Source organism: Candidatus Synechococcus calcipolaris G9 (assembly GCF_029582805.1).
GTDB lineage: Bacteria > Cyanobacteriota > Cyanobacteriia > Thermosynechococcales > Thermosynechococcaceae > Synechococcus_F > Synechococcus_F calcipolaris.
In genome coordinates, this window is record NZ_JAKKUT010000002.1 from 1,902,291 (window position 1) to 1,916,871 (window position 14,581).

17 protein-coding genes, 1 tRNA gene and 1 riboswitch are annotated in these 14,581 nt (G+C 48.8%); of the genes, 12 read left to right on the forward strand and 6 right to left on the reverse strand.

Annotated features, from left to right (window positions below; translation table 11 throughout):
• Positions 1-46 precede the first annotated feature (46 nt).
• Positions 47-1,513, reverse strand: coding sequence for a mechanosensitive ion channel domain-containing protein (locus L3556_RS12190; protein WP_277867546.1), 1,467 nt, complete (start codon positions 1,511-1,513; stop codon positions 47-49).
• Positions 1,514-1,541: 28 nt separating this feature from the next.
• Complete coding sequence (locus L3556_RS12195; RefSeq protein WP_277867547.1) at positions 1,542-2,021, reverse strand: DoxX family protein; 480 nt, start codon at positions 2,019-2,021, stop codon at positions 1,542-1,544.
• 262 nt (positions 2,022-2,283) lie between these two features.
• On the opposite strand from L3556_RS12195, the gene L3556_RS12200 reads away from it, so the two are divergent.
• The 8 genes from L3556_RS12200 (at position 2,284) to L3556_RS12240 (ending at position 8,405) form a co-directional block, all read left to right on the forward strand.
• A complete protein-coding gene (locus L3556_RS12200; RefSeq protein ID WP_277867548.1) occupies positions 2,284-3,345 on the forward strand; it encodes an ABC transporter ATP-binding protein in 1,062 nt (353 codons plus the stop codon).
• A gap of 14 nt (positions 3,346-3,359) precedes the next feature.
• Positions 3,360-4,019: a helix-turn-helix domain-containing protein gene (locus tag L3556_RS12205; RefSeq protein WP_277867549.1), complete on the forward strand. Its 660-nt coding sequence runs from the start codon at positions 3,360-3,362 to the stop codon at positions 4,017-4,019.
• Between the two features lie 304 nt (positions 4,020-4,323).
• Positions 4,324-5,145, forward strand: coding sequence for a trypsin-like peptidase domain-containing protein (locus L3556_RS12215; RefSeq protein ID WP_277867550.1), 822 nt, complete (start codon positions 4,324-4,326; stop codon positions 5,143-5,145).
• Positions 5,146-5,611: 466 nt separating this feature from the next.
• Positions 5,612-6,301 carry a V4R domain-containing protein gene (locus tag L3556_RS12220; protein ID WP_277867551.1) on the forward strand — a complete coding sequence of 230 codons (690 nt, stop codon included), beginning with the start codon at positions 5,612-5,614 and terminating at the stop codon, positions 6,299-6,301.
• Positions 6,302-6,429: 128 nt separating this feature from the next.
• Complete coding sequence (locus tag L3556_RS12225; protein WP_277867552.1) at positions 6,430-6,903, forward strand: globin family protein; 474 nt, start codon at positions 6,430-6,432, stop codon at positions 6,901-6,903.
• A 64-nt stretch (positions 6,904-6,967) separates the two neighbouring features.
• Positions 6,968-7,438 (forward strand): globin family protein, encoded by a 471-nt coding sequence (locus L3556_RS12230; RefSeq protein WP_277867553.1) that lies wholly within the window; start codon positions 6,968-6,970, stop codon positions 7,436-7,438.
• Positions 7,439-7,471: 33 nt separating this feature from the next.
• Positions 7,472-7,921, forward strand: coding sequence for a DUF29 domain-containing protein (locus L3556_RS12235; protein WP_277867554.1), 450 nt, complete (start codon positions 7,472-7,474; stop codon positions 7,919-7,921).
• A gap of 40 nt (positions 7,922-7,961) precedes the next feature.
• Positions 7,962-8,405 carry a DUF29 domain-containing protein gene (locus tag L3556_RS12240; RefSeq protein ID WP_277867555.1) on the forward strand — a complete coding sequence of 148 codons (444 nt, stop codon included), beginning with the start codon at positions 7,962-7,964 and terminating at the stop codon, positions 8,403-8,405.
• A gap of 172 nt (positions 8,406-8,577) precedes the next feature.
• Here the strand turns inward: L3556_RS12240 and gifA are convergent, their stop codons facing one another.
• Positions 8,578-9,036 carry a glutamine synthetase inactivation factor IF7A gene (gene gifA / locus L3556_RS12245; protein ID WP_277867556.1) on the reverse strand — a complete coding sequence of 153 codons (459 nt, stop codon included), beginning with the start codon at positions 9,034-9,036 and terminating at the stop codon, positions 8,578-8,580.
• A gap of 50 nt (positions 9,037-9,086) precedes the next feature.
• Positions 9,087-9,199, reverse strand: a riboswitch (Glutamine riboswitch).
• 237 nt (positions 9,200-9,436) lie between these two features.
• Between gifA and L3556_RS12250 the strand changes: the two genes are divergently transcribed.
• Positions 9,437-9,601 (forward strand): hypothetical protein, encoded by a 165-nt coding sequence (locus L3556_RS12250; protein WP_277867557.1) that lies wholly within the window; start codon positions 9,437-9,439, stop codon positions 9,599-9,601.
• A gap of 26 nt (positions 9,602-9,627) precedes the next feature.
• On the opposite strand, the gene L3556_RS12255 is transcribed toward L3556_RS12250, so the two are convergent.
• Positions 9,628-11,007 carry a TldD/PmbA family protein gene (locus tag L3556_RS12255; protein ID WP_277867558.1) on the reverse strand — a complete coding sequence of 460 codons (1,380 nt, stop codon included), beginning with the start codon at positions 11,005-11,007 and terminating at the stop codon, positions 9,628-9,630.
• A gap of 23 nt (positions 11,008-11,030) precedes the next feature.
• Positions 11,031-11,405, reverse strand: a complete 375-nt coding sequence (locus tag L3556_RS12260; protein WP_277867559.1) for a DUF4359 domain-containing protein — start codon at positions 11,403-11,405, stop codon at positions 11,031-11,033.
• Between the two features lie 81 nt (positions 11,406-11,486).
• Here L3556_RS12260 and L3556_RS12265 point away from each other — a divergent pair.
• The 3 genes from L3556_RS12265 to L3556_RS12275 all read left to right on the forward strand — a co-directional run bounded on the left by L3556_RS12265 (position 11,487) and on the right by L3556_RS12275 (position 13,972).
• A tRNA-His gene (locus L3556_RS12265) sits at positions 11,487-11,559 on the forward strand.
• 23 nt (positions 11,560-11,582) lie between these two features.
• A complete protein-coding gene (locus L3556_RS12270) occupies positions 11,583-13,211 on the forward strand; it encodes an ABC transporter substrate-binding protein (RefSeq protein ID WP_277867560.1) in 1,629 nt (542 codons plus the stop codon).
• Positions 13,208-13,972, forward strand: a complete 765-nt coding sequence (locus L3556_RS12275) for a TlyA family RNA methyltransferase (RefSeq protein ID WP_277867561.1) — start codon at positions 13,208-13,210, stop codon at positions 13,970-13,972. The genes L3556_RS12270 and L3556_RS12275 overlap by 4 nt, the downstream gene beginning before the upstream one ends.
• On the opposite strand, the gene L3556_RS12280 is transcribed toward L3556_RS12275, so the two are convergent.
• Complete coding sequence (locus L3556_RS12280) at positions 13,943-14,383, reverse strand: phage integrase N-terminal SAM-like domain-containing protein (protein WP_277867562.1); 441 nt, start codon at positions 14,381-14,383, stop codon at positions 13,943-13,945. The two genes, L3556_RS12275 and L3556_RS12280, sit on opposite strands and share 30 nt — an antisense overlap.
• Between the last annotated feature and the right edge of the window lie 198 nt (positions 14,384-14,581).

Here is a 14,581-nt window from a genome sequence, read left to right on the forward strand (position 1 = left end):
CTCTTACTGTACATTTCTTTACGCATAAATATTTGCTTTGCCAACTTTACCAATTGAGTAAGCTCTTTAGCTTTTGCCGTAGTCGGGAAATGGCGTTGGGATACTCCGTATCATTTTCTTGGCTTAAATCCTGTTGATACTGAGATAGAATCTCTTGCCGCTCGGCGATCGCCTGGGCAACATCCTCCCCAAGGAAGGGATGCTCCGTGAGCAGTTGGGCAAATCCTTTTTGCTCAAGCATAAATAGCACCGTTTCGGCCATGGCTTTCATGGTGGTCGGATAGGGAACCCCTAACATCAGCGGAATTTCGCCAAAGTAATCCCCCGGTTCAAAGACAAACACGGGCACATTTTCGAGACGATTTTCCGAGAATGCCGCCACTTTACCCCCAAGGACAATACAAAACGTATTGGCCCGTTCCCCCTGCTGAAATAGCGTTTCTCCCTTGGCTAACTGCTTACGGCAGCCCATTTCAATCAGGGAGCGAAGTTGTAAATCATTTAAGCAATGAAAATAGCTAACGTTTTGTAGTAAGCTCCGTAAACTGGTCTGGGGGGCCCGGGGAAAGGCTGGAGGTGACGGTAATGGATCCGTTGATGGTTCTGTTCCTGGGTTGGGGGAGGCAGGTAATTTGGGTGGGTTCCGGTACCACAGATCCACCTGAGGAAAGGGAATTTCAATTCCATGTTGACGAAAAGTGTACTCAATTTTGAAATTCAAATCACTTCTAATCACAATGCGGCGATCGATGGCATCCACCCAAATCCACAGTTCAAAATCCAGGGAGGAGTCACCAAAGCCTTGGAAAATAACCCGTGGTGGCGGATCATGTAAGACATGGGGAGCAGAATGGGCCAGATTGAGGAGGACTTCCGTCACTAGCACCGGATCACTGCCGTAGGCCACACCAACGGGAAGATCAATGCGTCCATGACAATTACTGTAGTTCCAGTTGGTGACTTGATTATCCGCTAGATTCACATTGGGAACGAGAACCTCAGCCCCCTGAAAAGTACGAATGACGGTGGAACGAATCGAAATCTCGGAAATGTAGCCGGCAATCTGATCCATTTCAATAAAATCACCGACTTTGACTTTCCGCTCAATTAACAGAATCAGTCCACTGATCAGGTTACGGGTTACGTCCTGTAGACCAAAACCAATCCCTACTCCTAGACCCCCCACAATCACCGCTAGGGACGCTAAATCAATGCCCACTGCCTGGAGGACAATCACATAACCAAAGGCCCCAATGACAAAACTCATTAAGGTGGCGATCGCTTCTCGAGTTCCCGTATCTAAACGGAGTTTGATCAAAACATGCGTTTTCAGCATTCGTTTAATCATGCGGACTGCTAGGGTTACTAACAGGAGCAACACCAAGACTTCAACAATCCAACCCAGGGTTACGGTTTCTGTGCCTAGGGTAAATAGGGGTCGGTTAAAGGTTTCCTGGAGCCATTGCCAAATTCGAGCAGGGGTTTCCGTAATCAAAAAAAGGACATTTAACATAGAAAATTCAAAGAGTTCAACATTTATCTCAGGAGTCAATCTTCGGTGCTGCCTGGCGGGTTTTTGCTTGACGCTGTTGGATCATCCTATCAATGGATATTCGATTAAACCCATGACCGGCCAGCAAAATGAAAAAGACGAGGCAATAGACCAGTTGACTGGTGGCGGTTGTCCAGTTTTGCAACAATGTAATACCATACATCAACATTGCCATCAGAGAGAAACCCGCAATCAGGGCCGGGCGGGTGGCCAACCCCAGAGTGATACAAAAACCACTGATCAGTTCAATGATGGGCACAAATAGGGCAGGGCCCCAAACCAAGGCATCGGGCAAAAAGGAATCCGCCTCTCGGAAGAGTTCCACCATGGAGTCGGCAAACCCCGGAATATTTCCCAGGCGGACAAAACCATGATTAAAAAAGTTAAGACCCAGGACAATCCGCAGTAGGGTATAGGCTAAAACAATATCCCGTGGCCGCAATCTGGGTTGACCGAAACGTTGAGTCATTGTGGTGGCTCCCCCATATCGAATTTTTGTAAAGACTCGTCAGCTTCACTTTACCGCCTTCACTGAAGACGTAACATTTTGCCGGAGATCGCCGGCCACAAATGCCCAAATTAAGCTACACTTCTTAATGAGAATCTTTTGCATTGATCTTGTCAATGGTTAAATCGGTTGAATCATTTAACTGATATAGATCAACCAAGAAACGTAAAGATTCCCTTGACCTGTTGCCTCTGAGTCTTTAGGGGAGGAGTAACGTCTATTCATGGTGGCCACCGCGATCGCAACATCCACAATCCTGCAAGTAGAGCAGGTTAGTAAAGCCTTTGGTGATTTCCAAGCCCTGACGTCCGTTAGTCTAGACCTCCAGCGAGGTGAAATTCTTGGATTACTGGGCCCCTCCGGCTGTGGCAAAACTACCCTTTTACGCTTGATTGCGGGTTTAGAGCGGCCCGATAGTGGCAGGATGATCATGGGCGATCGCATTATCTCAGATACCCATACCTATATTCCGCCGGAACACCGCCGTTTAGGGATGGTCTTTCAGGATTTTGCCCTCTTCCCCCATTTAACCATTGCCCAAAATATCGCTTTTGGCTTGCAGCAACAACGACTGAAGCCCTCAATTATTCGGGAGCAGGTGGCAGCGGTCTTGGGGTTGGTGCGTCTTCAGGGATTGGAGAAGCGTTATCCCCATGAACTATCGGGGGGGCAGCAACAGCGGGTGGCCCTGGCCCGGGCCCTAGCTCCCCAACCGGATTTAATTTTATTAGATGAACCCCTCAGTAATTTAGATGCCCAAGTACGGCTGGAATTGCGGGAAGAGTTGCGGGCAATTTTGAAACGGGCCGGAATCACCACCATTTTTGTTACCCATGATCAAGAAGAAGCCCTGAGTATGTCCGATCGCCTTGCGGTCATGCGCCAAGGGAAGGTGGAGCAGTTGGGAACCCCGGAGGATATCTATCGCTATCCGGCATCCCGCTTTGTGGCGGGGTTTGTTAGTCAGGCTAATTTTATCCCTGCCGCCGTTGAGGGCGATCTCCTTCAAACGGATGTGGGGGCGTTTTGCCTATTAACAGAAGCACCGGGTCAGCGGGGGGAAGTAATGATTCGGGAAGAGGATATGGTCTTGGAAGCCAATGAGGAGACGGGCCTGATCATTGCCGATCGCCAATTTTTGGGCCGGGAATATCGCTATTGTCTAGCCACACCCTCTGGCCAAGAACTCCATGCCCGTTTACCCGTTGAATTTTCGTTTCCGGTGGGTACATCCGTGCAAATTTCGGCGGCGGCGGATGCGGTGCGCTTTTTTCCCGTAGATTAGATTAACTTACCCAAATGGTTGCCAAAGCCAACGTTCACCCTGCTGATGCGGCCAGAGCCAAGCTGATGGGCCAACACCTGCAAGATCGCCTTGGGGACGTAGGGATTCACTATCGTACCCAACTTCAGCAGCGGGGGTTTAGTCGTCGTCAGGTACAGCGGATCTATCAGGGGGAAATAGAGTCCCTTCGCCTAGAGACCCTCACCGCCCTAGCCAAGCTCTTTGATCTATCGGCTTGGCAACTCTTGCAGGAACTTGAAGCCGTTGCTATCTCCACCAACCCCCAGGGGCGATCGCCCCACTTGGACGTAGAACCATCCTCAGAAACTTTCCTACGGCAAACCATCCAACGCCAAGCCCTAGAGACCCTAGAATCATTTTTGCGCTTTTGGCCCACCGCCGCCTATGCCGCCCAACAAAATCCAACGGCTCCAGCGGTAAAACTCTTACCTCTGATAAAACCCGTGATGACGCTGCTATCGGATTGGGATGTGAGGGCGATCGCCGAGGTGGGGGCTTGGGTCAACTTTGATCCAACACTGCACCAAAGTGGAGTCCCCGATCTTCCCCCAGGTACAACAGTGCGAGTTACCCATCAGGGCTATGTGTGGGGAAATCCACCCCGATTACTGTTTCGGGCCCAAGTGGTGCCTGGGCAAAACAATAGTCCCTAACAATTTCTCCCCCTAGGAGATGCTCTTGCAGGATCCGTTCAATGACCTGGGGTGTTGCCGAATGATACCAAACCCGATCCGGATAAATCAGTAGGATGGGCCCCCGTTGACACACCCGTAAGCAATTCGCCTTTGTACGATACATACAGAAGGCAGGTTCTGCCTGGGGACGATCTAGACCTAGCTCCCGCAGACGCTTTTTAGATAGTTCCAAGACTCCAAGTCCACTGCCAATCATTTTAGGAGGGGACGGTCATGGGGGCAAAAAATCCCTATAATTCATTATTAGAGCGCAGTGCAAGCTATGGCGATCATCCAGTCTAAAAAAGAGATCGTGTGCGATCCTGTGAATGAATGTGCTGAGAAGATTGGTAAGCAATACCTACCATGTGTAAGGCCGATCTATGGGAGCACAATCACAGGCGTTCCCCAGCTAATTGGAACTTGCTTTCTCATGCGGTGGAAAAATACGTCTTTTCTTGTCACCGCGGCGCACGTCATTGATGAGAATGAGTCGTCAACGCTGTATGTAGGAGTTCGCGACACGCTTGTTGAAATCGTCGGTGATTTCCACGCCACTAACAAGCCCATGGCGCAGCGAAGTAACGACCGTTACGATTTTGCCTTTCTAAAGGTGACGAAACAATTTCATGCAACATTAGGAGATGTTTCATACATTGAATGTAATGCAATTTCTCAGAAGCAGGTAGATTCTCATGGTCGTGTGTATATGGCAATGGGCTACCCTGCTTCGCAAAACAAGAAGGTTAATGTAGTAGAGAAATCTCTAAAGCCCAAGATTTGGAAATATTGGTCTACGGCAGCTTCCATGACCAATCTAGCACAGGAGCTTGACGTCAGCGGCTCGGATCACGTGTTCATTACATACAACCACAAGCAATCTCGCAATTTCGAGGGAAGCATAATTAACTCCATAAAGCCGCATGGAGCTAGTGGTGGTGTGCTCATCGACCTTGGAATGCTGGGACTAAAGAATTTGGCACCCGATTTCGAGTGCGCCGGACTTGTTGCAGGTGTGCTTATTGAGGAGCATAAAAACCATAACGCTATCGTTGCGGTGAAAATTGGGCCTGTCCTTGATGCTATGGAGAAACATGCGCTCTAACAATCGCATCGGGCTGAAGTATTTGTTATCAATCCGCTGGGGATGATGCCTGATGTTAGACCCTACCAGTGAGTTCTAGTTTTTCGTTCATCTCATATCTGGGTTGGTCGTTGGGGAATAAGACATGGAGTTTCTCAGAGAACGATTTCTCTCCTATCCTTACATTTTTAGGACTACCCATTTTGGAAGGGGACAGTCAGAGGGGCAAAAAATCCGTATAAAACGCCAATAAGACACCAATATAAGAAAAATTATACAGAAAATTTCCGTATAATATCTTCATGGGGATCATTATATTCATGATGAAAAAATCCGTGGGATTACGGAACTGCAAACCCTAAGGATGTTCTAGGGTAAGAATATGCTGATTAATGGAAATACAAATTTATTGTGAACATTTGTAGCGGGGCAGGAATTTGTCGTCTATGGTATGACAGTGGACTACAACCATGGGTGAGAATTTGACATGACATCGACCCTTCCAAAGCGACCGCACCATCTCCAGGCAGCCCACCCCCAGCGGCGGCATCACTTTAGCCTCAAGGACTTTTTTGAGTACGACTCTAGCCTGGGTAGCATTACCGACTGGCATCAATCTCGTCAGGTATTGGTCACGGAAGATTTTGTGATTGGACTTGTTCAGGGCCTCGAAGAAGAAGTGGGTTCTGCCTCCGGCTTAGTGATGTACAAAGTTGGGGAGGTGTGGGGACAAAAGGATGCCCAGGTTTTCCAAAAACATTTTGAACAGGAGTACGAACGAGAACTCCGCCGCACGGCCCTAACGTTCCTCCTAGAAGCCTGGTGGTGGCCCTTTGTCAGTGAAGGTTGGGGCAACTGGGAAGTGGATCTGACCGAGCAACGAAATGGTTTTATGTTCATTAATATTTTTGATTCCGTCGTGGCCCGTACCCTAGGGGATGTGGGCAAGCCGGTATGTTATCTCTATGCAGGTTTGTTTGCCGGATTTTTTACGGAACTCATTCAAAAGCCCCTAGGTTGTATTGAAATCCAATGTTATGCCATGGGTGAAACCTATTGCAAATTTTTAGTGGGGAAACAGGATCGGATTGATGCCGCTACCTTTTGGCAAAACGAAGGGGCGACCACCCGAGATATTGAAAAACGCCTGCGTCAAGGAGAATTAATTAAAAAGTGATGATCGTCCTTCCTGCAACTTGAGATGTCCTATAAGTTGAGGTGATTATCAGCCATTGACCCCACTATTCCCCAAACTTTTCTCTGTTGAGTTATGTCATCTGGTTCTTTTTAGGAGTTAAAAAACATATGTTAAAACAACTGAATCGTTTAGCCCTCGATGCCGATGGCCGCTATGCCACGGCCAGTGAGCTTGCTTTTCTTAAGGACTACTTGGCCACCATTGAACCGCGCATCAGTGCATACCAGAAGATCCGCGAAGAAGGTGAGATTATGGCGGATAAAATTCAAGCCCGTCAGAAAGCCCAAAATGTGAATTGCTTTACCTTCAATAACCAGGATCAATCCTCCATTTGCCGTCGGGATTTGGTGAATGCCATTCGTTTGAGTGCAACTGCCGTTCTTTTTGGTGAACTGGATCTATTGCGGGATAATTTTCTGCTGTGGTATCGCACCATTGTCAAGGCTTTTAACTATGAAAATATGGCCCGCTCCACCTACGGAAAGATTTTGCCCGAATTGATGAAGGCCCTGCTTGATCCCGCAGAAAATAAAGTGACTCAGCCCGTTCTCCAACTTAATGCGTCTATCCTATCGGATTAGTAGCTGATTGGTTAAGATGGGATCATGCACAGATTCCATTCAGGACTGGGAAAATCATTTTCTTATGTTGAATCAGTTAAATCGTCTCGCAATTGAAACCGATGGTCGGTATGCCAGTGTATCGGAACTAAAGTTCGTCAAAGATTACCTGGCATCCATCGACCTACGGATTAGTGCCTATGAAAAAATCCGCGATGCTGAGGATCAAATCGTTGATCACATTGAAACTCAGTTAAAGTCCCATAACCCCAAGTTTTTTCAAAAGGGTAAACAGGACTACAGTGATATTTGTCGCCGCGATCGCAAAAGTGTATTGCGTTTATCTACAACGGCCATGCTGTTTGCGGATCTCGATTCCCTGCGGGATGGCTTTTTACTCTGGTATCGCACGATTATTAAAGCTTTTAAGGATGAAAAAGCAGCCCAAGTGACCTATAAACTCCTCCCTGCTGTTGTCACCAAAGTATTAACCCCAGAGGAAAATAAGTTGATAGAGCCGACATTAGAACTCAGTCGCTCCATTCTTGGGGAATAATAGGCAAAGAACCTCTGACTGAGGGAGTTATCAATGCAGACCCAGGCTGAATCTATCGCACTCTATGACACCGACTTCTATGGGTGGATCCAGGAGCAGGGGGCACTCCTCCGCTCAGGGAAATTTGACCAACTCGACCTTCAGCATCTCATTGAGGAAATTGACTCTTTGGGCAGACAGGAGCAGCGGGAACTTCGGAATCGCCTGGGCATTTTGCTCGGTCATCTGCTGAAATGGCACTATCAACCCAAGGGTCGCAGCAAAAGTTGGCGGGCCACTATAGGAGAGCAGCGACGACGGATTTTAGAACATCTTAGCGAAAACCCAAGTCTGAAACCTTATCTAGCTACGGCGATCGCCAAAGCCTATGGGGATGGACTTGATTTGGTTGACCGAGAAACACCCCTGAACCCCCAAGAGCTACCTCGAACCTGTCCATTTTCCCAGGCTCAAATCTTTGAGGAATCGATAGAATGGCCCTAGTGTTCGGCTAAATTGAATTTCCAGGAGTAAGGAGTCTTGAATGCAAACCCAGGCTGAATTGACTACGCTCTATAACACCGACTTCTATGGGTGGATCCAGGAGCAGGGGGCACTTCTCCGCGCCAGGAAATTTGATCAACTCGACCTTGCCCATCTCATTGAGGAAATTGAGTCTTTGGGTAGACAGGAGCAGCGGGAACTTCGGAATCGCCTGGGCATTTTGCTCGGTCATCTGCTGAAATGGCACTATCAACCCAAGGGTCGCTCCAAGAGTTGGCGGGCCACCATACGGGAGCAGCGACAGGAGATTCGCCGTCATCTCAAAGAGAATCCCAGTTTGAAACCCTATCTAGAGGAAGCAATCACGATTGGATACGAGAAGGGACTTCATCTAGTGGATCGGGAAACGCCCCTGGATCCCCAAGAGTTACCCCCATCCTGTCCATTTTCTCAGATTCAAATCTTTGAGGAGCCGATAGATTGACTTGGACTGATCTAGCTGTGGTTATATACAATCTGGTTATATAGAAATATCCGCAAGAAAAAGAAAATCCCTTCTAGGTTAAATAGAAGGGAAAATCCTTTCCTGCAAGGGCCATCAACGGCGATCGCCCCTGGGGAATTGGGTCATTCAAACCAATATTGAACAGATTGCGTTAGCTCATTGTGGCATGACTGCGATCGTAGCTGATCCGAAAGCCAGGATTGATCTTGCCCTGAATCTGATTCCAGTAATGGGATGCATCCACGGGGACACCCATTTCATTCACCAAACGAGTTAAAAGAGATTGCTCCCGATTTTTGATCATCTGATGATGGGCCATCATTAGGGAACGACTCATTGCCGTAACGTTAGGTTGAGTTGCCGGCATATCCACGGGGGATTCTGTCACGGAGGAGACGGCCGCCACTGGACGCACTGGAGCCGTGGCCTCACCGGTATGATATTCTACACCGCGATAGGTGAGATCCTTTTCCGGTTGAGCCGGAGGGTTCACAACTTTAGTGCAACGGTATTCCCAGCCCCGATATTTGGCAACGACATCCGTCGCCTGGGTGGTTAAGGCCGGGGGAATGTAGTCGTAGTGTGTGCCGCGATAGGTAAGTTTCATCATGATATTCGCCCCAAAAGATAGGTGGTTGAGGGATCTTGTGATCCCAATGAGGCGCGTTCCTTCGGGATAGCCCTACTTCCGTCTTCCCTAAATCACTGACCCTTAAATTTCCCAGGTTAAGAAGAAATTTAGCTTTTGGTACTTGAACAGGAAGATGAACGATTCGTTTCTGTATCTAATTTAACAGTTTTCTAATTATGAGAGGGCAAAGACACGAAAGTTTATTTTATTTGCACATATGTTAGTATTTCATTACTTTTGCAGTCACCGAAGAGGCAGGGTTCATCGTTTGGAGATGGATAGATAGCCTAGCGGTCAGGAAGCCGTTCTCCTAGAGATTGCAGTTCTGCGTTGGTTTCGTTATGATCACCCCTGGAATAGCCACAGGATATTTTTAGCCATGACCGAACCCACCCGTACCCCCAATTTAGAAAATCCCAAGTTTGGTTTTAATAGTTTTGCCGAACGCTTGAATGGTCGGGCGGCAATGGTGGGCCTTGTCACCTTACTGCTTTGGGAGTACTTCACCGGAGAAGGTCTGCTCCATTGGCTGGGCCTGTTTTAGGGTGTCTATTTTAGACTCTACAATTTTTAGAGCGTAAAATTAAAGTCTGCCACGAGCATTCCCGGAACTAAGCTGCCCCCTAGGGATCGGCGTTCATAGGTATCTGTATGGGGAATCCATTCCGTCTCATCGGTTAAATTGATTAAGCTTTCGCCCCAAAAGCGATACAGGCTCTCATCAAATCGTAGGTCTTGAATGGGGGCAATAATTTCTCCCTTTTCCACCCAGAAGCAGGCATAGCGGGTCATGCCGGTCATGAATCCCTTGGGGCGATCGCTCCAGTTGAGGTAGTGTAAATTACTCAGGTATAGTCCCGTATCTAGGGCGGTCAAGATGTCTTGGTTTGCCAGAGTTCCCGGCAATAGCTGCGGCGATCGCAGACTTTCGCTAGTATTGGCTCCATTGGAAACCAATTGGTACTCCTCGGCAGTGCGGCGATTGATTAAAAAGGTTTTGAGGATTCCCTGCTCAATAATGGCTAACTCCATGGGGGCGATCTCTCCTTCCGAATTAAAGCGAGGTACCGTACCCTGGCTAAAATTTTCCTGAAGCGTGATCAGCGGGGATAGATGTTGCCCCTGGGTGAGCGGGAATAGGGCACTTTGGCCCTGGCGCAAGGAGCTTTCACTGACGGCTCCCCAGGAGAGCATTCCCACAAGTTCAGCGGTGGCGGCCGGAGCCAGATAGGTACGATACCGGCCCGGGGGCAGGATTTTCACGGGTTCTTCCAGTTGGCGAAGTTGATAGCGGCCCCGTTTCAGTTGCTCGGCATACTGTTCAGGCTGCCATTGGCTTCCCGCTAGGGTGGCTTTTACGGCCTTTCCTGCTGCGGTAAAGAGAGAATAATCTAGGCAATAGGTTGTTGTCGCAAACCAGTGGTGCTGCCCCGCCGAATTATAGTTACCACGAAAAATCGTACCGCCACTATAAATTCCAGTAAAATCCAAATCTTCAACCCCAGACAACAGCACGTCCACCACTTGATCCGCTGCTAGTAATTGGCCGTGATAGATTTCCTGACTTGAGCCATGATTTTCCGGCGGGGTCAAGTAGGGGTCCACCGGCAATTGGGCTGTTTCTTGGCGAAGTAGGGTGAGGGCATCTCCTGCTAACTGTTGATCCCTGGGGCGATCGCCGGTAAAGGGAATGGTTGCTTCGCTGGTGCGTTCTTGGTAACTATATTTCAGGGTGATTGACCCATCCTCAACGGTTCCGATCTGGCGAACACGGGAATGGTTAAAGCGAATAAACTGGCTAGTTTCACCCATCACATCCAGGGATAAATGTTCCCCAGGGCTTAACTGACGGATCAGAAATTGAGCAAGCTCTTGACTGGCATCTTCAAGGAAATCTAGGGGCAGGGACACGTTGGTCATGGGCAAGTTGGGGGATGGGTGGAGAAACATTTAATCACTTTAGCGTAACCACTTTAGCGCGGCCCCAGGGCATTCAAAACCAAAAATTGGCCAAACAGGCCCAGAGTCCAGATGGATTGCACGGGCAACTCTGTGACGAAAAGACTGGCAACTCCAAGATTATAGTGACGGGTATTGTAGGCAATGTAATCCTCAATCTCGCGGGTGTTGCCCTGGGAAAGGGCCTGGCACCCTTCTTGGAGAAAACTGGCGATCGCCGTTGGATTTTTGTGTAATCCTGGACAGACCTCCCGAATGAGTAATGAGGCAATTTCCTCACTGGCGGTGGATTGATAGTGTTCTAGGGTGGGATTGGTCAGCCCCGCAACCAGGCCGACACCGATCATCCCGATGCCAGCAAGGATTAGGGTGAGTCTTTTAGGGTTCATTCTGGGCAGGCAGGTAGAAAAAATTGACCACAGGGGCATGAAAGCAAGGGTGATATGCTCTAAAATTAACTTTAGAATAAGGCGAGCGTAGCCAAGTGGTTAAGGCAGTGGATTGTGGTTCCACCATTCGTGGGTTCGATTCCCATCGTTCGCCCTAATTTTACCTGAAGATGCTAAATGATTAAACGCTGCGATCGCTGGGTTTGGCAACGCTGGATTTCTCTGTTTCTTCTGTTTGTGCTAACGGCCTGTACACCCTCTTTGGGGGACAGGGCTTTGGGGGATGGGGAGGCTAGGGGGCAAACCGTTGTCATTGGCACAACGGCCCGATTGCGTACCCTGGACCCAGCGGATGCCTACGAAGTCTTGGCGGGAACTTTACTTTATAATTTGGGCGATCGCCTCTATACCTATAAAAGCGGGACCACCGAACTGATTCCCCAGCTGGCTACGGCCCTACCGGAGGTGAGCGAGGATGGCTTGACCTATCGGATTCCCCTGCGCCAAGATGTCACATTCCATGATGGGACTCCCTTTAATGCCGCCGCAATGGTTTTTTCCCTGAAGCGTTTTATGGAGAGTGGGGGCCAACCTTCGGCCCTACTAGCGGGCAAAATTGCCGAGATCAGGGCGATCGCTGACTATGACCTAGAACTACGCCTGACCCAACCCTTTGTTGCCCTGCCAGAACTCTTAACCTTTAGTGGTCTCTGTGCCGTTTCCCCCACTGCCTATGGTGATCAGGAAACCTTTCTTCCCACCCAGTTTGTGGGTACGGGGCCCTTCCGCCTCGTTTATTATGGTACCGATAGTATTCGCCTGGAACCGTTTCAAAACTATTGGGGCGAACCGGCCCAAAATCCAGGGGTGAGTATTCAAATTTTCTCTAGCAGTGCCAACCTCTACAATTCCTTCCGCACAGGTTCCATTGATATAGCGGCGGGAGCCTTAGATCCCAATCAAATTAAAGCCCTAAGTCAGCAACAGAGCGACCATCCCTGGCGGGAGATCACGGGATCCGGCAATATTATTTCCGTTCTGAGCATTAATTTACGCCAACCGCCCTGGGATCAACAGCCCGCCCGACAGGCCCTAGCGGCAAGTATTAATCGTCAACGACTACAGGAGCGAGTTTTTCTGGGGCAAGCGGAACCCCTCTATTCGTTGGTTCCCACGATTTTTCCCGCCAGCCAACCCGACTTTCAGCAGTACGGCCCAACCACGCCGGAAACGGCCCAACGGTGGACGACCCAGGCTGGTTTTTCCGGCGATCGCCCCCTGGTTGTCAATCTTTGGTATCGGGCCAATGTGCCCAGTAATGTTTTAGCCGCCACGGTTCTCAAGGCTTCCCTAGAGCGGGATTTAGGTGATCTGGTGCAGGTGCAACTGGATAGTTCCGAGTCTGCTACCATTTACCGAAACTTGGATACGGGGGCCTATCCCCTAGTGCTATTGGACTGGTATGGTGATTTTTTTGATCCAGATAATTATCTAGAACCCTTTTTAAGTTGTGATGCGGGTTCGGCAACCGATGGCTGTACCAGTGGGGCCAGTTTTGCCTGGGGATCCTTTTTCTATAGCCCCGAAGCCAATCAACTCATTGATCAAAGCCGAACGGAAGCTGATCCAGACCGCCGTAATGCCCTCTTCCAGGCCTTGCAACAACTGAATGCGGAGCAGGTTGCTTTCATTCCGTTGTGGGAAAATAAAAATCACCTATTTGCCCAGGAGAACATTGAGGGTTTACAGCTAGAAGTAACCCAATCCTTTGCCTTCTCAACGCTTTCCAAGCAACCCACCCCATGAGTGCCCGCAAGCAGCGTTTAGATCTGCTCTTAGTGGAACAAAAACTCTGTAATTCCCGCCAACAGGCCCAGGGATTGATCCGGGCGGGGGAAGTGATGGTCAATAATACGGTAGTCGATAAACCGGGAACCCTCATTCCCATGGGTGCTCAATTGCGGGTGAAACAGCGATCGCCCTACGTCTCCCGTGGTGGCGAAAAACTGGCCCATGCCCTGAAAACCTTTCCGATTCAGGTGCAGGATCGTATTTGCCTAGATGGGGGGATTTCCACCGGCGGCTTTACGGATTGTTTGCTTCAAAACGGTGCAAAGCAAGTCTATGGAATTGATGTGGGTTATGGCCAGGTGGATTGGACCTTACGCCAGGATCCGCGGGTAATTCTCAAAGAACGGACGAATATTCGCCATCTCCGTCCCGAGCAACTCTATGAGCCCGATCAACCCCAACCGGATTTAGGGGTATTGGATCTATCCTTTATCTCCCTGGCTAAGGTGTTGCCCGCAGTATGGGCCCTCCTAAGTCCGCCCAGAGAACTGATTGCCCTCGTGAAACCTCAATTTGAGGTGGGGCGATCGCAGGTAGGTAAACATGGTGTGGTTAAAGATGCCCACGCTCACCAAGGGGCGATCGCTCAGGTTCGTCAGGCGGCCGAAGACATTGGCTGGCATTACCAAGATGTGACCCCCTCTCCCCTACTGGGCCCCGCTGGCAATCAGGAATTTTTACTTTGGTTATTGGCGGAATCTTTGTATTGCACATAAAGGTTTAATAAAGAGAATACAGGGCTGTCGTTTGTTCAACCTCTTTACATCTTTATGACCTAGCAATTCCTGTACAGTACGGATATCAAACCATTTTGAAGTAGATGCAGCAACGTTTTCTGTAATTGCAAGATGGGTAAGGAATGCCTCAACCTCTAGTGACCCCATATCTTTGGGGTGGCGTTTGTTATGAAAAAGGATATAGCGACGAATCCAGGCTACATAGCTTTGTTCAGTGCGGTAGCTATAGTGCTTGAGTCTGATGGCATCGCGGACTTGATCTAAGAGTTTCCGCTTGGGATGATCTGGGGGCAAGGACTCCATGGAAAAATATGCAGTATAACACTCCTTCAATTTGGTGGTATAACTGTGAGAAGTAAAGGCCTGTAGCATTTTGAGCTTAAAGTGCATATCCGCTTAATTCTGTATATTATTTGCTTTCTACTGCGCTAAAAACCTTGCTTGATATGGGGTTTGAACAAAAATGAAGTTTTGTATATCCTAGATATAGCAATTTTTGACACCTGTATATTCATGTGCTAAAATGTTTCGTATCTTTATGAATATAGAGTTTTGGCTTTCTATTACTAAATTAGCTAGGCTGCTAAT

Excerpts from the sequence above, each read along its gene's own strand:
- L3556_RS12190 (WP_277867546.1), bottom strand. The coding sequence starts at position 1,513 with ATGTTAAATGTCCTTTTTTTGATTACGGAAACCCCTGCTCGAATTTGG.
- L3556_RS12195 (WP_277867547.1), bottom strand. The coding sequence starts at position 2,021 with ATGACTCAACGTTTCGGTCAACCCAGATTGCGGCCACGGGATATTGTT.
- L3556_RS12200 (WP_277867548.1), top strand. The coding sequence starts at position 2,284 with ATGGTGGCCACCGCGATCGCAACATCCACAATCCTGCAAGTAGAGCAG.
- L3556_RS12205 (WP_277867549.1), top strand. The coding sequence starts at position 3,360 with ATGGTTGCCAAAGCCAACGTTCACCCTGCTGATGCGGCCAGAGCCAAG.
- L3556_RS12215 (WP_277867550.1), top strand. The coding sequence starts at position 4,324 with ATGGCGATCATCCAGTCTAAAAAAGAGATCGTGTGCGATCCTGTGAAT.
- L3556_RS12220 (WP_277867551.1), top strand. The coding sequence starts at position 5,612 with ATGACATCGACCCTTCCAAAGCGACCGCACCATCTCCAGGCAGCCCAC.
- L3556_RS12225 (WP_277867552.1), top strand. The coding sequence starts at position 6,430 with ATGTTAAAACAACTGAATCGTTTAGCCCTCGATGCCGATGGCCGCTAT.
- L3556_RS12230 (WP_277867553.1), top strand. The coding sequence starts at position 6,968 with ATGTTGAATCAGTTAAATCGTCTCGCAATTGAAACCGATGGTCGGTAT.
- L3556_RS12235 (WP_277867554.1), top strand. The coding sequence starts at position 7,472 with ATGCAGACCCAGGCTGAATCTATCGCACTCTATGACACCGACTTCTAT.
- L3556_RS12240 (WP_277867555.1), top strand. The coding sequence starts at position 7,962 with ATGCAAACCCAGGCTGAATTGACTACGCTCTATAACACCGACTTCTAT.
- gifA (WP_277867556.1), bottom strand. The coding sequence starts at position 9,036 with ATGATGAAACTTACCTATCGCGGCACACACTACGACTACATTCCCCCG.
- L3556_RS12250 (WP_277867557.1), top strand. The coding sequence starts at position 9,437 with ATGACCGAACCCACCCGTACCCCCAATTTAGAAAATCCCAAGTTTGGT.
- L3556_RS12255 (WP_277867558.1), bottom strand. The coding sequence starts at position 11,007 with ATGTTTCTCCACCCATCCCCCAACTTGCCCATGACCAACGTGTCCCTG.
- L3556_RS12260 (WP_277867559.1), bottom strand. The coding sequence starts at position 11,405 with ATGAACCCTAAAAGACTCACCCTAATCCTTGCTGGCATCGGGATGATC.
- L3556_RS12270 (WP_277867560.1), top strand. The coding sequence starts at position 11,583 with ATGATTAAACGCTGCGATCGCTGGGTTTGGCAACGCTGGATTTCTCTG.
- L3556_RS12275 (WP_277867561.1), top strand. The coding sequence starts at position 13,208 with ATGAGTGCCCGCAAGCAGCGTTTAGATCTGCTCTTAGTGGAACAAAAA.
- L3556_RS12280 (WP_277867562.1), bottom strand. The coding sequence starts at position 14,383 with ATGCACTTTAAGCTCAAAATGCTACAGGCCTTTACTTCTCACAGTTAT.